The organism is Rhodococcus sp. AW25M09, assembly GCF_000333955.1.
In the GTDB taxonomy this organism is placed as follows: domain Bacteria; phylum Actinomycetota; class Actinomycetes; order Mycobacteriales; family Mycobacteriaceae; genus Rhodococcoides.
Genome location: NZ_CAPS01000146.1, coordinates 1 through 15,323 on the forward strand (window position 1 = coordinate 1; position 15,323 = coordinate 15,323).

The 15,323-nt window shown below is 65.2% G+C and carries 17 protein-coding genes; 12 read left to right on the forward strand and 5 right to left on the reverse strand.

The window, feature by feature from the left end:
- Positions 1-20: 20 nt before the first annotated feature.
- The 5 genes from RHODMAR_RS26195 to RHODMAR_RS29650 form a co-directional block, all read right to left on the reverse strand.
- The gene (locus RHODMAR_RS26195) at positions 21-1,172 is read right to left on the reverse strand and encodes an MAB_1171c family putative transporter (RefSeq protein WP_008720843.1); all 1,152 of its coding nucleotides are present in this window, start codon (positions 1,170-1,172) and stop codon (positions 21-23) included.
- Entirely contained in the window at positions 1,169-1,684 is a 516-nt protein-coding gene (locus RHODMAR_RS26200) for a hypothetical protein (RefSeq protein ID WP_008720845.1), read from the reverse strand. Before RHODMAR_RS26200 ends, RHODMAR_RS26195 begins: the two co-directional genes overlap by 4 nt.
- Before the next feature lie 47 nt (positions 1,685-1,731).
- Positions 1,732-2,175, reverse strand: a complete 444-nt coding sequence (locus tag RHODMAR_RS27260) for a hypothetical protein (RefSeq protein ID WP_051048295.1) — start codon at positions 2,173-2,175, stop codon at positions 1,732-1,734.
- A 17-nt stretch (positions 2,176-2,192) separates the two neighbouring features.
- Positions 2,193-2,720, reverse strand: a complete 528-nt coding sequence (locus tag RHODMAR_RS27265) for a hypothetical protein (RefSeq protein ID WP_051048296.1) — start codon at positions 2,718-2,720, stop codon at positions 2,193-2,195.
- Between the two features lie 453 nt (positions 2,721-3,173).
- Complete coding sequence (locus RHODMAR_RS29650) at positions 3,174-3,617, reverse strand: helix-turn-helix domain-containing protein (RefSeq protein ID WP_080736002.1); 444 nt, start codon at positions 3,615-3,617, stop codon at positions 3,174-3,176.
- Between the two features lie 365 nt (positions 3,618-3,982).
- On the opposite strand from RHODMAR_RS29650, the gene RHODMAR_RS26220 reads away from it, so the two are divergent.
- The 12 genes from RHODMAR_RS26220 (at position 3,983) to RHODMAR_RS26275 (ending at position 15,292) form a co-directional block, all read left to right on the forward strand.
- A complete protein-coding gene (locus RHODMAR_RS26220) occupies positions 3,983-4,192 on the forward strand; it encodes a hypothetical protein (protein WP_157226245.1) in 210 nt (69 codons plus the stop codon).
- A gap of 386 nt (positions 4,193-4,578) precedes the next feature.
- Positions 4,579-6,186, forward strand: coding sequence for a cutinase family protein (locus RHODMAR_RS26225; RefSeq protein WP_008720851.1), 1,608 nt, complete (start codon positions 4,579-4,581; stop codon positions 6,184-6,186).
- Between the two features lie 29 nt (positions 6,187-6,215).
- Entirely contained in the window at positions 6,216-7,484 is a 1,269-nt protein-coding gene (locus tag RHODMAR_RS26230; protein ID WP_008720853.1) for a hypothetical protein, read from the forward strand.
- Positions 7,485-7,621: 137 nt separating this feature from the next.
- The gene (locus tag RHODMAR_RS27270) at positions 7,622-8,584 is read left to right on the forward strand and encodes a hypothetical protein (RefSeq protein ID WP_008720855.1); all 963 of its coding nucleotides are present in this window, start codon (positions 7,622-7,624) and stop codon (positions 8,582-8,584) included.
- Positions 8,581-9,348 carry a hypothetical protein gene (locus tag RHODMAR_RS26240; RefSeq protein WP_008720857.1) on the forward strand — a complete coding sequence of 256 codons (768 nt, stop codon included), beginning with the start codon at positions 8,581-8,583 and terminating at the stop codon, positions 9,346-9,348. Before RHODMAR_RS27270 ends, RHODMAR_RS26240 begins: the two co-directional genes overlap by 4 nt.
- Complete coding sequence (locus RHODMAR_RS26245) at positions 9,345-9,902, forward strand: hypothetical protein (protein WP_008720859.1); 558 nt, start codon at positions 9,345-9,347, stop codon at positions 9,900-9,902. Before RHODMAR_RS26240 ends, RHODMAR_RS26245 begins: the two co-directional genes overlap by 4 nt.
- A gap of 172 nt (positions 9,903-10,074) precedes the next feature.
- Entirely contained in the window at positions 10,075-10,368 is a 294-nt protein-coding gene (locus RHODMAR_RS26250) for a hypothetical protein (protein WP_008720862.1), read from the forward strand.
- Positions 10,365-10,721, forward strand: coding sequence for a hypothetical protein (locus RHODMAR_RS26255; protein WP_008720864.1), 357 nt, complete (start codon positions 10,365-10,367; stop codon positions 10,719-10,721). The genes RHODMAR_RS26250 and RHODMAR_RS26255 overlap by 4 nt, the downstream gene beginning before the upstream one ends.
- Positions 10,718-11,377, forward strand: a complete 660-nt coding sequence (locus RHODMAR_RS26260) for a hypothetical protein (RefSeq protein ID WP_008720866.1) — start codon at positions 10,718-10,720, stop codon at positions 11,375-11,377. Before RHODMAR_RS26255 ends, RHODMAR_RS26260 begins: the two co-directional genes overlap by 4 nt.
- Positions 11,374-12,255 (forward strand): hypothetical protein, encoded by an 882-nt coding sequence (locus RHODMAR_RS26265; RefSeq protein ID WP_008720869.1) that lies wholly within the window; start codon positions 11,374-11,376, stop codon positions 12,253-12,255. Before RHODMAR_RS26260 ends, RHODMAR_RS26265 begins: the two co-directional genes overlap by 4 nt.
- Complete coding sequence (locus RHODMAR_RS26270; protein ID WP_008720871.1) at positions 12,246-13,802, forward strand: hypothetical protein; 1,557 nt, start codon at positions 12,246-12,248, stop codon at positions 13,800-13,802. Before RHODMAR_RS26265 ends, RHODMAR_RS26270 begins: the two co-directional genes overlap by 10 nt.
- The gene (locus RHODMAR_RS26275) at positions 13,799-15,292 is read left to right on the forward strand and encodes an SCO6880 family protein (RefSeq protein ID WP_008720873.1); all 1,494 of its coding nucleotides are present in this window, start codon (positions 13,799-13,801) and stop codon (positions 15,290-15,292) included. The genes RHODMAR_RS26270 and RHODMAR_RS26275 overlap by 4 nt, the downstream gene beginning before the upstream one ends.
- Positions 15,293-15,323: the final 31 nt, after the last annotated feature.

The window sequence follows — 15,323 nt, forward strand, 5'->3', positions numbered from 1 at the left end:
ACAAGTGACGAGCGGTTCGATCAGGACATCGCGCTGTGCCGGCGTAGCTTTCGCCAAGCTCTGGCAACGTCGACCAAGTCATCGCTGGTGGCGGTGAGGTCGTAGGCCCCGGAGCGCTGCGCCAGCACCGTGAGGAGCTCGTAGCGTTCCGGAGGCGTCTGACCGGCGTTTTTCGCGGAATAGGCCTGAGCCAGTTCTGCTGCGATGCTCTCCGCATTTAGTTGAAGCGGGTCCGATTCAGTGGACAACGTGGATGCGTTCCACTTGCTGAGCCTGCGTGCTGCATCGTGAATCTCGATGATCTTTCTGTGAAGCTTCATCGCAGGATCGGACTGTCGACTGTCGGCTGTCCTGACCTCGGGGAACTGATCGGTCATGTCTTGCCACAGAAGCTCGATTTCCTTCAAGTTCTTGCTGATTCGGTCCTGTCCTAGCTTTGCCCGCAGTACTGCGAGAACCGGAACCGCACCCATGATCAGCGATCCAGCAACGGCTAGGAAGAAAGTTAGGGCCTTCACATGCATCTCCGGATCGGCCGACCCAGAGCCTGTCAAGACCTCCTGAAACGTGAGAATAGGCGTGCTTACCGCAACGAGCGCGAGACCGACGGCAATTGCAATCGCCAAGCCATAAAGTGCTTTCTCACGGACAGCGGTGTCGGGATGTCGAGCTTCGCGTAAGAAGATCCTCATGACAGCAACTGCGACGAACAGAATCGGGGCATAGAAGGCGGTCCACAAGACGACTGCCGGCCAGCCAAAGTATTGATCGACTAACTCACCGGCCTTCCGGGAAGGTGTCCCGGAAATGAGGATGACGGCACTGAGAGCAAGTCCAATCGCGTCGTAGACCCGCTGGCGCTTCCACACAGCCGAAGGGTCGGCCCCCACCCATAGCCGCGACATGCCGTAGATGGCCATGACAACCATGACGATGCAACAGAACGTGAGCTGCTGAAACAGAGCGACGTCGCCTATCGGCTTCGGTAGATGCCTGATTGCGTCTTGTACCGCACTTTCACGGAGAACCAAGGCGAGCCATCCGATGACCAGCGAGCGTGTAGTCAACCTGTCGATGATCGACGAGTTGAGCCACGCGATCCGAACCACCAACGTCAGTGCCATCAGTACGATGATTGGCCACGAGATCCACGCTGGGACGGGGGAGGTCATTTCGCCCTGAAAAATGTCGAGCGGAGGGGCGATTGGCGTCGATTTCGATTGACCATCGCCTCGACCATGATGTGGTCGGCGAAGGACTCGGCGGCGGCTTCCTGGTCGTCTTCGAAGCTGTCACGACCCAACACATTTTGGATTGTTCGCTCCGAGACGTGAGGCAACAACACCCTGAGCATGTCCCTACTGTGGTCGGACTCGGGAAGGCCGGTATGTGAAAGCACCATGTGGCCTACCTCATGACCGATGACTTGGTCTGCTTGATACTCGGCAACGTCGGACCCGTACACGATGAAGTCGTCTTGCTTGCGTGCTACCCACAACCCACAGAGAGTTCCGGTCAGGCCCACACGGCTCAGCAGTGCCGACTCGACCGGCCATAGAACGATCGGTCGATCACGTTCCTCCGCGATCAGGTCGATGAACTTGTGACGCGACCACGGCTCATCCGACGGCATGTTCGCTGCGATGCGTCGCACAGCCGACCGAATCTGACTCTCTTGGCTCACGGGTCCCGACTCCCTCCGACCTTTTTTACCGACAACTATGAACGGCGCTACACGTTACTCCTGGTACCGCCTGCATCGGATGTCTCGGCTTTTGCCTGGTCAGGAAGTTGTTCGAGGATGTTCATGAGGTCGTCGGCGCTCATCGCACCTCCGTCGCGCATCGCAAGTAACTGAACGCCGGAATCGCGTAGCTGGGTCAGCACCGACAATTCCCGGTCGTAGCTCTCCGCGGTGCTGTCCCACTTGTTCGCTAAGAAGGAGGCCGGGGCCTCGAAGTACTCAGCGAGAGCGTGGACCATGTCGCTGTCGGCAAATCGCAAACCGGCCTCAGCACGTAACTCTGCTATTTCCGTCTCGATAACAGGCCGTCCCAAGAGACTGGAGATCGCCTCGGCTACGACGGCATTGCTGATTTCCGGGTTGTCAGCGGTGTGGTTCGTCTCGAAGAGTTTGTTGATTCTCACGTGTAAAGGAGGCGTTGCCTTAGCCATGTTCAATTCCGTTCTTCTTAGCGGCGTCGACTGTCTTTCAGACGGCGCGCGAACCGCTGGGCTGTTGCTTGATCGACTTCGATGGGACTGCCGTAAAGCCAACGGCGGTAAAGCTTTTCTTCGCGTTCTGGATCGTCGTAATCGACAGGAAGCTCCAGGAGCGCCGCGATTGCGGAATCGATTGCCTTGTGGTGCTGCCCATGATTCCGTTCCAGCGTCTCGGTGACGAAGGACCCGGCGATGGCCGAAACTGCAACATCCAGTTTCCGGAGTGCTGCCCGCAGATCATCGACCCCTGAGGTGCGGTCTTCCAGGCCATCGATCTCTCTGTGCATGCCCCTCTGGGCCGCGAGCAGTTTGGTCAGAGGGTCCAGCCCGACCGTGATGTTCCCCGTGCCGGCCTTGTACGGCGCGCGCCCCAACACAACCGGCTGCGCGCTTTCCCAATAGACATTCGCGGCGCTTCCGGGCTTCCAACTCAGCCCGGTATCGAACTTTTGCAAGGTGCTCGGTCTCGGGTTGTTGAGCTCGCCGCGTTCGGCCATCAGGACGACGGGCTTTGTGGGCCCACCTGCTTCGCGCAATCCCGTGATGGTGAGGTTCCGTTGCTTTCTGCGAGAGCTGACGCAGGTGGCAAACCATAGTGGGTGTCCCGTTTGCGTCACAGATCCATCCTAGAGCCGAGGTCAATATATGGTCAATAAACTGAGTGGGGTCAATAAACGTGTCGAATCACAAAGCCCTGGTCAGGGACATTTGGCCCATTCGAAATTGACTTCTACTTGCCCATCGCTCAGGGGGACCATAGTGTTCCGCTCGTGACGACGAAACACGGCGCAATCAGATCGCGCGTTGAGTTTCGTGAATCTAAAAGACTGGATCCACGGGACGTCCAACGAAGGATGGTCGGCCCACTTACGACCGACCGAGGCGGTTCGGTTCAGCTGCCACTGGACCGGACTGCATGCGACGAGAACCCCGTGCTGCCGTCAACGTCCTCAGGGGAGTACGTCCGACGGTCGGTTTCGTACGCGATCGAAGGAGGCAACTACACGCGACACCTCGAAACCAAGGGCGCTCGCAATCTTTCGGGCCATTGCGTCCGACAGCTTCACATGACCGCGTTCGAGTGCGCCGATGTGCTGAGGGCTCACCTCAACTTTGCCAGCAAGATCACCCTGCGTAAGACCGCGGGCTACCCGCAAGTCTCCAAGGTGCTCATCACTGGGATCCACGATCACCACATCGGTAACACGCACTTGCAGCACAGCGAGGCAGCGGGCAAGTGCGGCGATGCCCGGATCCGCCTTTCCCTGCTCCCACTGCGAGTAAGTCGACGCTCCGATACCGCCCCGTCGAGCAACCTCCGCACCACTGAGCCCAGCCTTGGCTCGGGCGTCTCGCAGGCGGCTCGGATCGAAACCGCGGAGGCGGCGCTTCATCGCTGGTACTCCACGGTGAGTCACAATGTCACCCGCCTATTCCTGGTAGCACATAATGTAGTTGCAAAACAGATTGGTTATCACGGGTTGTTTAAACCGGACTATCGAAGTAAGGTTTAGCACAGGACCCGAACAAAGAAGAACCCCCGTGGTGCGCGTAGCTGATTGGCGTCCGCAAAGCGCATCCACGAGGGCCGACCCAGCAGACAGGGGTGCGACTACGTCGCGTCTACATGGGCATTCTCAGCCTAACGGACGTCGATGCACGTAGCGCCCCGGAACGGAACGCAACTGTGCTGTCCAGTCATTCACAGACCCTGCAAGCACCAGCGGCCGCGTCCTCGCACTCGAATCAGTGCAGCGCCGTGAACGACCGAGTCCACGGTCTTGCTGTGTGCTCACTGGCCTCGGCTCCGCATTCCACACACCAGCTTCGGTGTGAAGAGACCGGCGAAGTAGTCGGGGAATGGACCGACGCGGACACGATGTTCCGCCTGCCCACCAACGAATTCCAGCACTATGTCGAGTTCAGCGATACACCCGACCACGAGATTCACTACGGCGACGTGGCCTGACCCCAATCTCGACCGGGGTCAGCTGTTTGACGCCCGGTCGTGAGCTGCAGGAGCTCCCCGACGCCCTGTAGCTCGACCGATGGACCGGCGCGAGGGTCGCGCAGTGAGCGCATTTCATCATGTTCAGCACTGCGCGACCCCGCCGGGACATCCACCGGATTCCCACACCTCTACTGACAGAAAGGAATACGCCCGATGGCTTGGATTTTCTCGCAGCTCTGGTTCTGGCTCAGCCTGCTGGGCTGACCGCTTCTCCAAACATGCCGGTGGGTGCCTGCGTTGTCGATCGACCTGGCACCCACCAGGAAGCACACACAAGTTCCACGATCCGGCGTCGTCGACGTCACAGCCCGCAGTTTCTCTCGGTTTTGACAGGAGTCGAAATATTGTCCGACAGAACTCGTTTCAGATCCATCGCCGCGATGATGGCCGTCGCAGCATGCACGCTGTCGGTCACCGCGGCACACCTGTTGGTGACGCCGCCGACTGCCTCGGCCAGCCCAGAGCAGCCGTGGCTCGACGAACTGGTCACCGACTGCCCCGCCCTCTACACACTCGCCGTCCAGGGGACCGGACAGTCCTCGCCGGATGCGCCGATCAAGGCCGACACCGGAATGCTCGGAACGGTCCTCGGCCCGGCACTTGAGGCCGCTCGGGTCATCGGTTCCTCGCTCGACCGGGCGTATGTGCCGTACCCGGCTGCATTCGGCGGAGCGGTTCCCGGTGGCAAGCAGCCCTACACCGTCTCGGTAGAGGAGGCAGCCGCCAACCTCGAAGCTGCAGCCGAGAAAGTCGTCTCGAGCTGCCCGGCAACCCGATTGGCCATCATCGGCTACAGCCAGGGTGCGCACGCGGCCTCGAACGTTCTCGAAGCAATCGGTGCCGGCACCAGCGCAATCCCGGCAGAGAAGGTCGCAGTGGGCGCGCTGTTCGGTTCGCCGACCAGGGCGCCCGGTTCGCCAGTCTTTCCCGGGAGCAGTAGCGACGACCCCTCACCTGCGCCCGGCTCGTCCGGTAGCCACGTCTCGGACCTACCCCCGGTCTCTGCGCCCGCACCTGCCGGGTCGGGAATCGGCCCGACCAGTGACGTCGTGTCGAGCTACGGATCGCTCAGCGGGCGGGTGGCGTCGATGTGCCAGACCGGCGACCTCGCGTGCGATGCACCCGCGAACGCTCCGATCGCACGAGCGGTCACCAATGTCGCGGGCCAGGCAGAGGTCGGCGGTGATCCGTTCCGCGCCGTGTCGTCCATCGGCATGGCATTGGCGTCGACGTCGTTCGGCGTCGCGGTCGACGTCATCAACGAGGACGTCTCGGTACCGAAGAACTCCCTCGAGAACCTCTCCATCGCGCCGAAGAAGTCGCTCTCGCAGCGGTTCGCCGAAGCTTCGGACCCGAAGGCGACTCCGCCGACCGGGCAGGAAGCGATCGCGGCGCTGACCAAAGTCGGTCTGGTCGCGGTCAATGCGGTGGTGTCGGTGGCGAAGAAGGTCATCACCCCGCAGACCATCGCGGAAGTCTCCGCTGCCGGGTTGTCCAATCCCGCAGCAGCATTCGCGGTGATCGCCGCCAAGACAGCCAAGGCCGTGATCGAGCTCGTGCCACCCGCGACATCGAAGCGGGTCGTGCAGCAGGCGTTCAACGTCGTCAAGAACGAACTGACGGCCAACAAGGATCTGTTCGACCTCGCAGCGCTGACGTCCTACGCCAACACCATTGCCGCACATACCGGTTACGGCACTGCGGCGGCGACTCCACAGGGCGAGTCGACGACACAGTTCGTGGCGGACTGGCTCGCGGCCGCCGCCGCCGATTTCGGTGACAGTTCCAGCGATACGGCGTCGTCGACGACATCGTCTCCGTCGAGCGCCACCACGACACGCATCGCAACGCCCACAACGTCGACCGGCACTACCTCGGTGCTGCCCTCGACTCGTCCCTCCACCACGCCCGGGAGCGTCACCTCGCTTCCGTCCGCAAGTCCCGTCCAATAGCTCCACCTACTCGAAAGGTTTACTCCTTCATGGGCACTCACAAGATCCCCACCCGTTCACTGGCCCGCGTCGCTACGGCCACGACCGCAGCATCGGTGATGGCCGTGTTCTGCTACGGCACCGCAGCAGCCGCACCGGGCGACGCCCCGGCCACCCAGGGCGACATCACCACCGCTGCACCCTCGACCCAAGGACCGCTGACCTCCGATGCACCGTCCACCCAAGGTGAACTGACCGCCCCCGCCCCGCAGCCCGAACGCGTCTACTGGGTGGCACCGCCCGCGCAGTACGACCAGACCGAATGGCAGACCTGGGACGCCTACTACTACGACGACGAAACCCCAGCCACCACCGGCGGCAACAGCACGAGCTCCGACGACACCGCTGCACGGCCCGCAGAACCGGCCGCACCGGCAGAGCCCGCCGCACCGTTGAACGTGAACACCCTCCACGGCCCGACCGCCATCTACGACCCCACCGCGCCGATCGCCGCACCGGACAAGACGGTCAAGATCGGTGACTTCTACGCCGACCAGCCCAGCTGGCTCTCTGACCAGGACCGCGACCGCACCAACAACTCCACGGCCGTCATCGAAGCGCAGGTGACCGACTTCTGGCGCTCGATCGGTGTCCCGACCGACCGCGCTCAGCGACTCGGTGCCGCCCAAATCGCGGCGGGCGGCGCAGGCCTGGTCACCGGCGCTGTGGCGGCCGGTGTCCCCGGTGCTGTCCTCGGCTCGCTCGCCGGCGGAACCATCGGCGGTATCGGCGGCGCACTCGCCGGCGGACTGATCCCGATCGCCCCCGGCATCGCACCGATCACCACCGGCATCGCCGGCACCGCAGGCGGAGCAGCAATCGGCGCACTGGTCGGCGGTGTGCCCTCGGCCGCGATCGGTGGCGCAGTCGGTCTCGCGACGGGAGTTGCACTCGGAACCACCTACGGTGCCGGCGATCTCGGTGAGCCGCAGAAGATCGAACTGCCGGACTTCCCGCAGCCCGCCCCTGCACCTGCACCTGCACCTATCGCACCGGCTCCCGCACCCGCGCCGGTCATCGAGCAGGCCGCCCCGGTCTGGACTGTTCCGGACAACCCTGTCGACACCGCGCGCGGATTCGTCACGACACAGATCGCCGGTGGCCAGCAAGCACTCGACGCCATCGATTCCGCTGTGGCCGATGCGACGCCAGCGGTGCAGGCCGCTGTGGCAGATGCAGCACCTGCCTTCGCTGCCATCGACAACGCGCTCGCGGCCGCCGGATTGTCCAACCCGCTCGCTCCGGCAGTGCCTGCCTGACCTACCCAGTGACCTGCTTCGGGAAGGCCGCGTTCCGACCGACCCGCACGCGGCCGGAACCGGCCTTCCCGAAGCTCCCCACTCCACCCGAACCCCTCGCGCTCTCATCGAACGTCTCAGGGACACAGGAGAAAACAATGGCGACCGACAATCACCGCGACAGCACGATGCTGTTCCCTGACCCCCAGGAAAAATTCGACCACTCGCAGTGGCAGCCGGCCGCAGACTCCGCCTTGCACCCGTCGACGACCCCCGCACCACTGCTACCGGCGATGCCAGCAGTAGGCGACCACGATTCCCCGACAGCCGATCCGGCACACACCTACGACTTCGGCACCGAACACGACTACGTCGCCGCCGATGCCGACCATGATTTCGGCGACATCGCCCCCGAGACCGCTCCGGTTCCGTACTGGGTCGCCGCACACGTCCCGGCCGACCGCCTCGTGATGGATCAACCACAACGGCGATTCCGCCGACGTCGCACCGCGCCCACACCGACTCCCTCCGTCTACGACACGACATCGGCGCTGCCGGCACCGGCCGCGCGCCCGCGTCGACGGATCTCCCCGACGTGGATCGCTGCTGCCGGCGTCGCGGCCGCCGCACTGATCGGTGCCGTTGTCATCGTCAACGGCCAGGACGACGCCCCGGCCCCGCAGACCCCGACCGTGGTGGCTGCGCCGACCGCCGCACCGAGAGCGAGCACCACTGCGCCCACCAGCGCCGCCCCGGCTCCCTTCTGCACCACCACCAGCACCCCCGACGCCACGACCACCGACGCTGCCGGGGGACGCGGAAACGCGGTCGATGTCATCGCAGCCTTCGAGCACGCGTACTACGTGGAGCGCTCCGGCGCAGCCGTCGCCTCCCTCATGGTCTCTCCGGCACCACCGGAACGCATCCAGGCCGTCATCGACCGCACCCCGGCCGGCACCGAGCACTGCGTGACGATCGCCGCCACCGACAACCCGGACGTTCATGCCGTCGCCCTCGCGCTACGAACACCGTCCGGCTCCGAATCGGCCATCGCCTCACGGATCACCACCGTCCGCACCGGTGCGAACTACGCCATCAGCAACGTCGAGGAGGTTCGGTGAGCACCGTGGTTCCCATCCGACCGGGCAAAACCCCACCGCCACAGCAGGTCTGCATCGTGGTCGGATCGTCCTCGGGTGGTGCGTCCTCGACCACCACCGCCCTCGGGCTCGCGACCGCCATGACCACACCGAAGTTCCCGGTCGTGGTGGCCGATGGGACCACCGACGGCGGAAACCTCTTCGAGCGCGCCGCCGCGCACACCCTCGACAACCCGGTCACCGCCGGTCTGCCCGTCAGCAGCGCCGCCACCACCTCGAACGCAACGGTGTGCGGACCGACCTCGGACCGCAGCGACCTGACCCTGATCGACAGCATCTTCGCCTCACGCGGAGCAGCGCGCATCTACGACGTCGGCACGGCGCTCGACGCACCGCGCGTGGCAAGCCTGCGAGGACAGGCCGTGCTCGTCCTGACCGCGATCGCACGCGCCGAACCACTCACCCGCTTGCGAGGACGCCTCGAGCACATTCGCGCCGCCCACGGGGCGGATGCGCTCGCTCGCACCGTCGTGGTCATCTCGCACACCATTCCCGCCGGCACCGTCGATCTCACCGCCGTCTGTGCCGGACTGACCCCTGTTCTCGCCGCACTGGTCGAGGTGCCCTTCGACAGTGCCCTGGCTGCACCCGGATTGTTCGATCACCGCCGCACCGCACCGGCCACGACGGCCGCATGGTCCACCGCCGCGTCTGCCGCGCTGGCTCTTTCGCTCGCCGCTGCAGACCTCAAGACCGACCAGCAACGAAAGCGAGAGCAAGCATGACCGAGACCATCGACACCACAGACTCAGCGGCACAGTGGATCTCACCGTCAGTGTGGCTGCTCGGTGCCACCCGCGAGGCAGGGGTGAGCACCCTCGAACAGTTCTGGTCGTTCACCGCCGACAGCGAAGGATCGTGGCCACCGGGCGACGACCGCGAGCGGGTCTCTCCGTACGTCGTCATCGTCGCGCGCGACAGCTTCAAATCGCTCACTGCCGCGCAAAATCTCGCACTCGCACACCAGCGAGGAGAAATCGGGGCCGGATCGGAGCTCCTCGGGTTGATCACCGTCGCGTCGGCCCCGACCTTGGACAAGCCGATACGCCAACACCGCGACGTCGTCGGTGGGGCGTTCGAGCAGTCCTGGCACATCGGATGGCATCGAACCTTGCTGTCAGCGTCCCTGGATCGGCTCCCGCGCTGGCATCCCCTCGCCGCCGACGCAACCGCCCCCAACCCAGCACTGCCGACCGATATCCACACCGTCGGCATCGCCCTGACCAACGCCATACACGCACGCATCCCGGCGCTGTTCACCGGACAGGTCGCCTCGTGAACGCCGAATCCATCCTCGGCTGCCTGATCATGGCCGGCACCTACGGCCTCTCGCCCTATATCTCATGACCGGTTCACCGCTGCTGCCTCTCAACAAGTTTCGGACCGCAGTACTGATGCGACCGATGTTCACCGCTCGACCGAATACGACACGAAAGGCTCGATGATCGCCCATGATTCTCGCAACCGCACAGGCCGTGCAGGACTTCTCGGTCCAGGCCATCGAATTCAACGTCACCGCCGAACTACCGCCCGGCGCGAACGGACTGCTTAAACTGTTGAACTGGCTGCTGTGGGGAGTGCTGCTGGCCTGCATGGCCGCGATCGTGTTCTCGGGCGGAAAGATGGCCTGGGAGAAGTGGAACCAGGGCTCGATCCAGGCCCCGAAGATCCTGCTCGGCGCTCTGGTCGGCGCGATCGTCTCCGGTAGCGCCAACGCCATCCTCAACGCCGTCGCCGGCGGATGACCGGGGCCACCGACGGCGGGACTGTCCTGGCCATGCCCGCCGATGTCGTCGAGAACATCAACACCGCCCTCGGGTGGATGCTCGGGCTCGTCGCGGTGGCCTGCGTAGGAAAGATCATCTTCGTCGGTGCTCGCATGGCCTGGGATCACCAGCACACCCCCGGTGTCGAATCGCCTGTCTCGGCGGAGTTCTTCGCCGCAGTCATCGGATGGATACTCGCCGCCGTCGCCGCCGGAGGTATCGCCGCGGCCCTACTGGATGCGACCGGCACTGTCTCGAACGATCCCCAACCGAGCCCCACCGTCGTCGACGACATCGAACGCATCAACCCACCTCTGGAAGGCGGACAATGACCATCGCCACTCACCCCCGCACGGGCCGTCGTTACCTGACCGCAGGTGCGGCCACCGCGATCACGGTCGGCCTTCTACTGGCCGGGTGCGGCAGCGACGAGACAGAGCCGCAGAGCGACGCTCCCGCCGCACCGAGCATCGACATCCACCGGGCACCCGAGATCGCGTCCTGGACCACAGCAGGGAGCATTGCGGTACCACTCGGCGCAGTAGACGGACCGACCTCGACCCCGGGAGCACCGTTCACCGGCTACACCCAAACCCCGCAAGGGGCAGCTCTGGCCGCGATCGACCAATCGGTCCAGCTCGCCACCGCCGCCGACGGACGTTGGGCAGAAATCCTGCCCGCTGTGACCGTTCCCGGCCAGGGCCGCGACCTGTGGGCCGGCAACCGAGCGTTGATCTCCACCAGCGGCATCGATCCCTCCGTCGCCCCCGAGATCGTCGGCTACACGATCGAGGAGTACTCGGCCGACGCCGCCGACGTCTCGATCGTCCAGCGCTTCCCCGACGACTCGCTGGCCTCGACCCTGACCCCGGTGACCTGGTCCGGCAATGACTGGAGGCTCACCCTCCCGGTCAGCGACACCAACCCGGTCGAGGATCTGGCTACCCTTCCCGACGACATCGTCGACCTGGAAGGAACCAGACCATGACCGAACCGCACTACGACGAAAACCCGACGCCTGCAACAGAACCGACCGAGCCGGAAGGCAAGCGCATCGGCACCGTCGGCTGGATCGGCGTCGGGATGGTGGTGGTCATCATGCTCGCCGGTCTCGCCGTGAGCCTGGTGGTCCTCTCCCGCGACCAGGACACACCCCTGGTCCCCCTCTACGACGGCGGCACCGCGGTGCAGGTGCCCCCGCAGGACGCTGCCGGTTTGTTCGAGCCCGATCCCGAGTTCGATTCCCTCGACCGGGTGGTCTACGTCCCGAAAGACCCGAACGGGGTCGTCCTCGAGCAGAAGACCCCACCTGCCGGCCGCACGCCCGAGACCGCTCCGGAAGGGGTGATGCTCCAACGGGTGCACGGCAACATGGTGCTACCGTTCTCCACCTCGGACGGGCCGACCGCTATCGATTCCTCCGGTGTAGCAATAGGATTCAGCCACACCCCCCAGGGTGCGGCGTTGGCTGCGGCGCACTACATCGCCTACTTCACCGGCGGAAACGACCGCATCGACATGATCGCAGCATCGGGTCGGGCCGACGATCCGACCGGCACCATCGCGGAAGCCAAGCGCTACAACGCCACCGGCGTTCTCGGGTCCGTCGCGGCCGGCTCCGCATACGTTGCCCTGCCCTCCTTGAAATTGAACTACACCGACGCCCTCACCCGCGTCTCGTTCGGCTACACCGCCACCCTCAAGGACGGCTCCACCCAGTACCGGCGCGTGTTCTCGGACTTCATCTGGCGCGAGGACCGTGGATGGGTCATCCAGGTCCGACCGCTGAACTCCCCTCAGGGATCCACCGTCGGCGGTACCGCCGACCAGACGCCATTCGAGCCGGGGTGGCTGACATGGTGGTAACCCACAAGCCCCGAACGCTTCTGGCTTACCTGCTGCGCTCCACCCTCATGTTCGTTGCTGTTTTCGCGCTGGTCGCGGGTAACGCCGGCATCGCGGCCGCACAGGACCCGCCGCCGGATGACCCGTCATTCGTCGAGAACGCCGCCACAGCCTCGACGTGCTCGAACGCCGTCGGGCTCGGCGTCTCCATAGCCAGTGAGATCGCAAATGCGACGGGCGTGACCGACGGTGCGCCGAGCTGCCTCGACGCGGTAGGTGACGTCGCGGCAGCACCGATCAACGCCGTCAAGAACGTCGCCGAAGGCGCGTTCGAGAAGGCCGGTCTGAGCTTCGGTGAGGCCGGCGGCGCGGCCCTGAAATTCGCGCTGGGCTGGTGGATCGAGATTCCCGGCCAGAACGAGCAGGCATTCCAGAGCGTGCTGTCCACTGTCGGCGGCTACACCTACGACATCCAGCTGGCGTTCCTCATCGTCTCGATCATCTTGCTCGGCGGCAAGCTCGCCCTCGCCCGATCGGGAGCAATTCGGCAGGTTTCGGAGGAAGGATTCCGCCAACTCGCCCGTGCCACGATCATTTCCGGTTCCATCGGCTTCTTCGTGGTGATCGGCACCCGGATATCGGATGGGGTCAGTAGCTGGTTCATCACCTCCACCGTCGGGAACGATCCCGCCAAGCTCGTCGAGGCGATGGTGCGGATCACGGTGTTCACCGGATCGGGCGGCGTCGCGATGCTGTTCGTCATCGGGCTGATCGGCATCCTCGGCGGTCTGCTGATGGCGTTTCTGCTCATCATGCGCATGGGCATGCTCGTGGTCGTCTCGGCGTTCCTGCCGATCGTCGCGGCCGCCGGCGGAACACGGATCGGTGCGGGAGCGTACGACCGCCTCATCGCCTGGACGCTGGCGTTCCTGCTCTTCAAGCCGGTCGGCGCGTTCGTCATCGGGATCTCGGCCATGCTCTTCGCCCAGTCCGCACCCTCGCAGGAAGCCGACGGCGGCATCATGACTGCCGTCGTCGGAGCACTCCTGCTGGCCTGCACCGCATTGGTGTTGCCATCGCTGATGAAGCTACTGCTTCCTGAAACCTCCGGCGGTGCAGGCGGTCTCGCGGCCGCTGCCGCTCTCACCGGTGCCGCTGTCCAGATCGGCGGCATGGCCGCTACCGGTGGTGCCAGCGCAGGTGCGGGTGCCGCCGGAGGCGCAGCGGGCGGTGCGGCCGGCGGCGGCGCAGTGGAGGGATGGGCTCCGTCGAGCTCGTCCGGATCGGTTCCGGCGTCCTTTGGTGTCGGCCCCTCCGGTGGAGGCGGCGGCGGAAGTGACAGCTCGGGGCCGAGCAGCGGCGGATCAGACGGCGGAGGCGGCGGCGGATCGATGCCCAGCGGTACGGGTGCAGGCGATTCCGGCGCAGAGACGGCAGGACGGGCCACCGACGCCAGCGGACCGGCCGCCGGGGGTGGATCGGCCCCGGATTCGTTCGGGTCCGGCGTCGACGGAGCAGCCGACCGCAATTTGGGAAACACCGACGATGACAGGGGATTTCAGATATGAGTGACGCCAGCAGACGCCCGACGACCTACGGGGCGTGGCGACTTCCCCGTTCCGGCGGCGCATTCGGTGTGAGCTTCGCAGTGACCATCATCGGCATGGGCGTGGCCGTGGCCATGATCGCCACGTACCTGTTCACGAGATCGCTCATGGCATCGGGTCTGGTCGTCGCCGCGGGTGCGGTGGTGCTCGTGCCGATGGTGATGAACAAGGACGGGCAGAGCGGACACCGCCGATTCTCCGGCTGGCGATCCGCTCTGACCTCGAGCCGTCGCGGGGAAGACACCTACGCTTCCGGTGCCTTCTCGAAGGTGCCCGGCGGAATGCTGCGGCTACCGGGCGTTCTCGCCGGTACCGACCTCTACGAGGCCATCGACTCCGCCGGCCGCACGTTCTCGATGATCCACATGCCCGACAAGAACGTCTACACCGTCGAGCTCGCCGCGGAGCCGCAAGGCGGGGAGAACTTCGACCAGGAACACCTCGACCGCGCGGTGAACAACTGGGGACAGCAGCTCACTGCATTCGGCGACGTCTCCGACATCCCTTTGGTGGCCGCAGTACTCGAAACCGTTCCCGACACCGGCACGGTGCTGATGGAGACCGTCCGCGGCCGCGTTCGGCGCGACGCCCCCGAGCTCGCACGGCAGTCGATGTACGAAACGGCCACCGGCACCGCCAAAGGCGGCGTCCGGATGGCCGCGCGCCTGGCGATCACGTTCGAGGCCCAGACCGACGAGCGCCGCAAGGACCCCGCCGAGCAGGCCGTCGAGATCGCCCGTCGACTTCCCGAAATCACCTCCGCCGCCGCTGCTGCCGGGGTCATCTGTACCCCCATGACCGCCGACGAGGTCGCCGGGACGGTGCGCCGCTCCTACGATCCCGCTGCCCTCGAAGCCGTCGAGGCCGCTCTGTACTCCGGTCAGGGCACGGGCCTGAACTGGGCGGACTGCGGACCCCGCACAGCGTTCCGCATGCGCGATCGCTACCTGCACGACGGCGCGGTGTCGGTGACCTGGGAAATGCGGGCCGCACCGAAACGCGCAGTCACCGAACGCGTCCTCGAGCGCCTGATCCGCCCGCACGCCGAGCTCCCGCACAAGCGGGTGACGATCATCTACCGCGTCCACCCCGCCGGCGAGGCCGCCGATGTCGCCGCCAGCGACTACCGCAACGCCCGCGCCCGCCGATCCGGACGCACCGGCCTGGACAACATGAGCGATGTCAACGACGAACGCGCCGCCAACCTCGCCCAACAGGAACAGTCCCTCGGACACGGTATGACCCGCTTCGCGGTCCTGATCACTGTCACCGGACCCGCCGAGACCACCGACGTTCCCCGCATCGATGCCATCCTGCGTGACGTCTCGGTCCAGGCCCTGCTCTCGGTGCGGCGCAGCAACTACTGGCAGGACGCAGCATTCGCGGTCGGTCTCGGGGTCGGGGTCTCCGCACCCGAACACACCTCCCTGCCGCGCCTGGCCGACGGCTGATCCACGCCGACCGCCACCACTCCTGCGTTGT

Excerpts from the sequence above, each read along its gene's own strand:
- RHODMAR_RS26270 (WP_008720871.1), top strand. The coding sequence starts at position 12,246 with ATGGTGGTAACCCACAAGCCCCGAACGCTTCTGGCTTACCTGCTGCGC.
- RHODMAR_RS26230 (WP_008720853.1), top strand. The coding sequence starts at position 6,216 with ATGGGCACTCACAAGATCCCCACCCGTTCACTGGCCCGCGTCGCTACG.
- RHODMAR_RS26250 (WP_008720862.1), top strand. The coding sequence starts at position 10,075 with ATGATTCTCGCAACCGCACAGGCCGTGCAGGACTTCTCGGTCCAGGCC.
- RHODMAR_RS27270 (WP_008720855.1), top strand. The coding sequence starts at position 7,622 with ATGGCGACCGACAATCACCGCGACAGCACGATGCTGTTCCCTGACCCC.
- RHODMAR_RS27260 (WP_051048295.1), bottom strand. The coding sequence starts at position 2,175 with ATGGCTAAGGCAACGCCTCCTTTACACGTGAGAATCAACAAACTCTTC.
- RHODMAR_RS26245 (WP_008720859.1), top strand. The coding sequence starts at position 9,345 with ATGACCGAGACCATCGACACCACAGACTCAGCGGCACAGTGGATCTCA.
- RHODMAR_RS27265 (WP_051048296.1), bottom strand. The coding sequence starts at position 2,720 with ATGGCCGAACGCGGCGAGCTCAACAACCCGAGACCGAGCACCTTGCAA.
- RHODMAR_RS26265 (WP_008720869.1), top strand. The coding sequence starts at position 11,374 with ATGACCGAACCGCACTACGACGAAAACCCGACGCCTGCAACAGAACCG.
- RHODMAR_RS29650 (WP_080736002.1), bottom strand. The coding sequence starts at position 3,617 with ATGAAGCGCCGCCTCCGCGGTTTCGATCCGAGCCGCCTGCGAGACGCC.
- RHODMAR_RS26260 (WP_008720866.1), top strand. The coding sequence starts at position 10,718 with ATGACCATCGCCACTCACCCCCGCACGGGCCGTCGTTACCTGACCGCA.
- RHODMAR_RS26195 (WP_008720843.1), bottom strand. The coding sequence starts at position 1,172 with ATGACCTCCCCCGTCCCAGCGTGGATCTCGTGGCCAATCATCGTACTG.
- RHODMAR_RS26275 (WP_008720873.1), top strand. The coding sequence starts at position 13,799 with ATGAGTGACGCCAGCAGACGCCCGACGACCTACGGGGCGTGGCGACTT.
- RHODMAR_RS26255 (WP_008720864.1), top strand. The coding sequence starts at position 10,365 with ATGACCGGGGCCACCGACGGCGGGACTGTCCTGGCCATGCCCGCCGAT.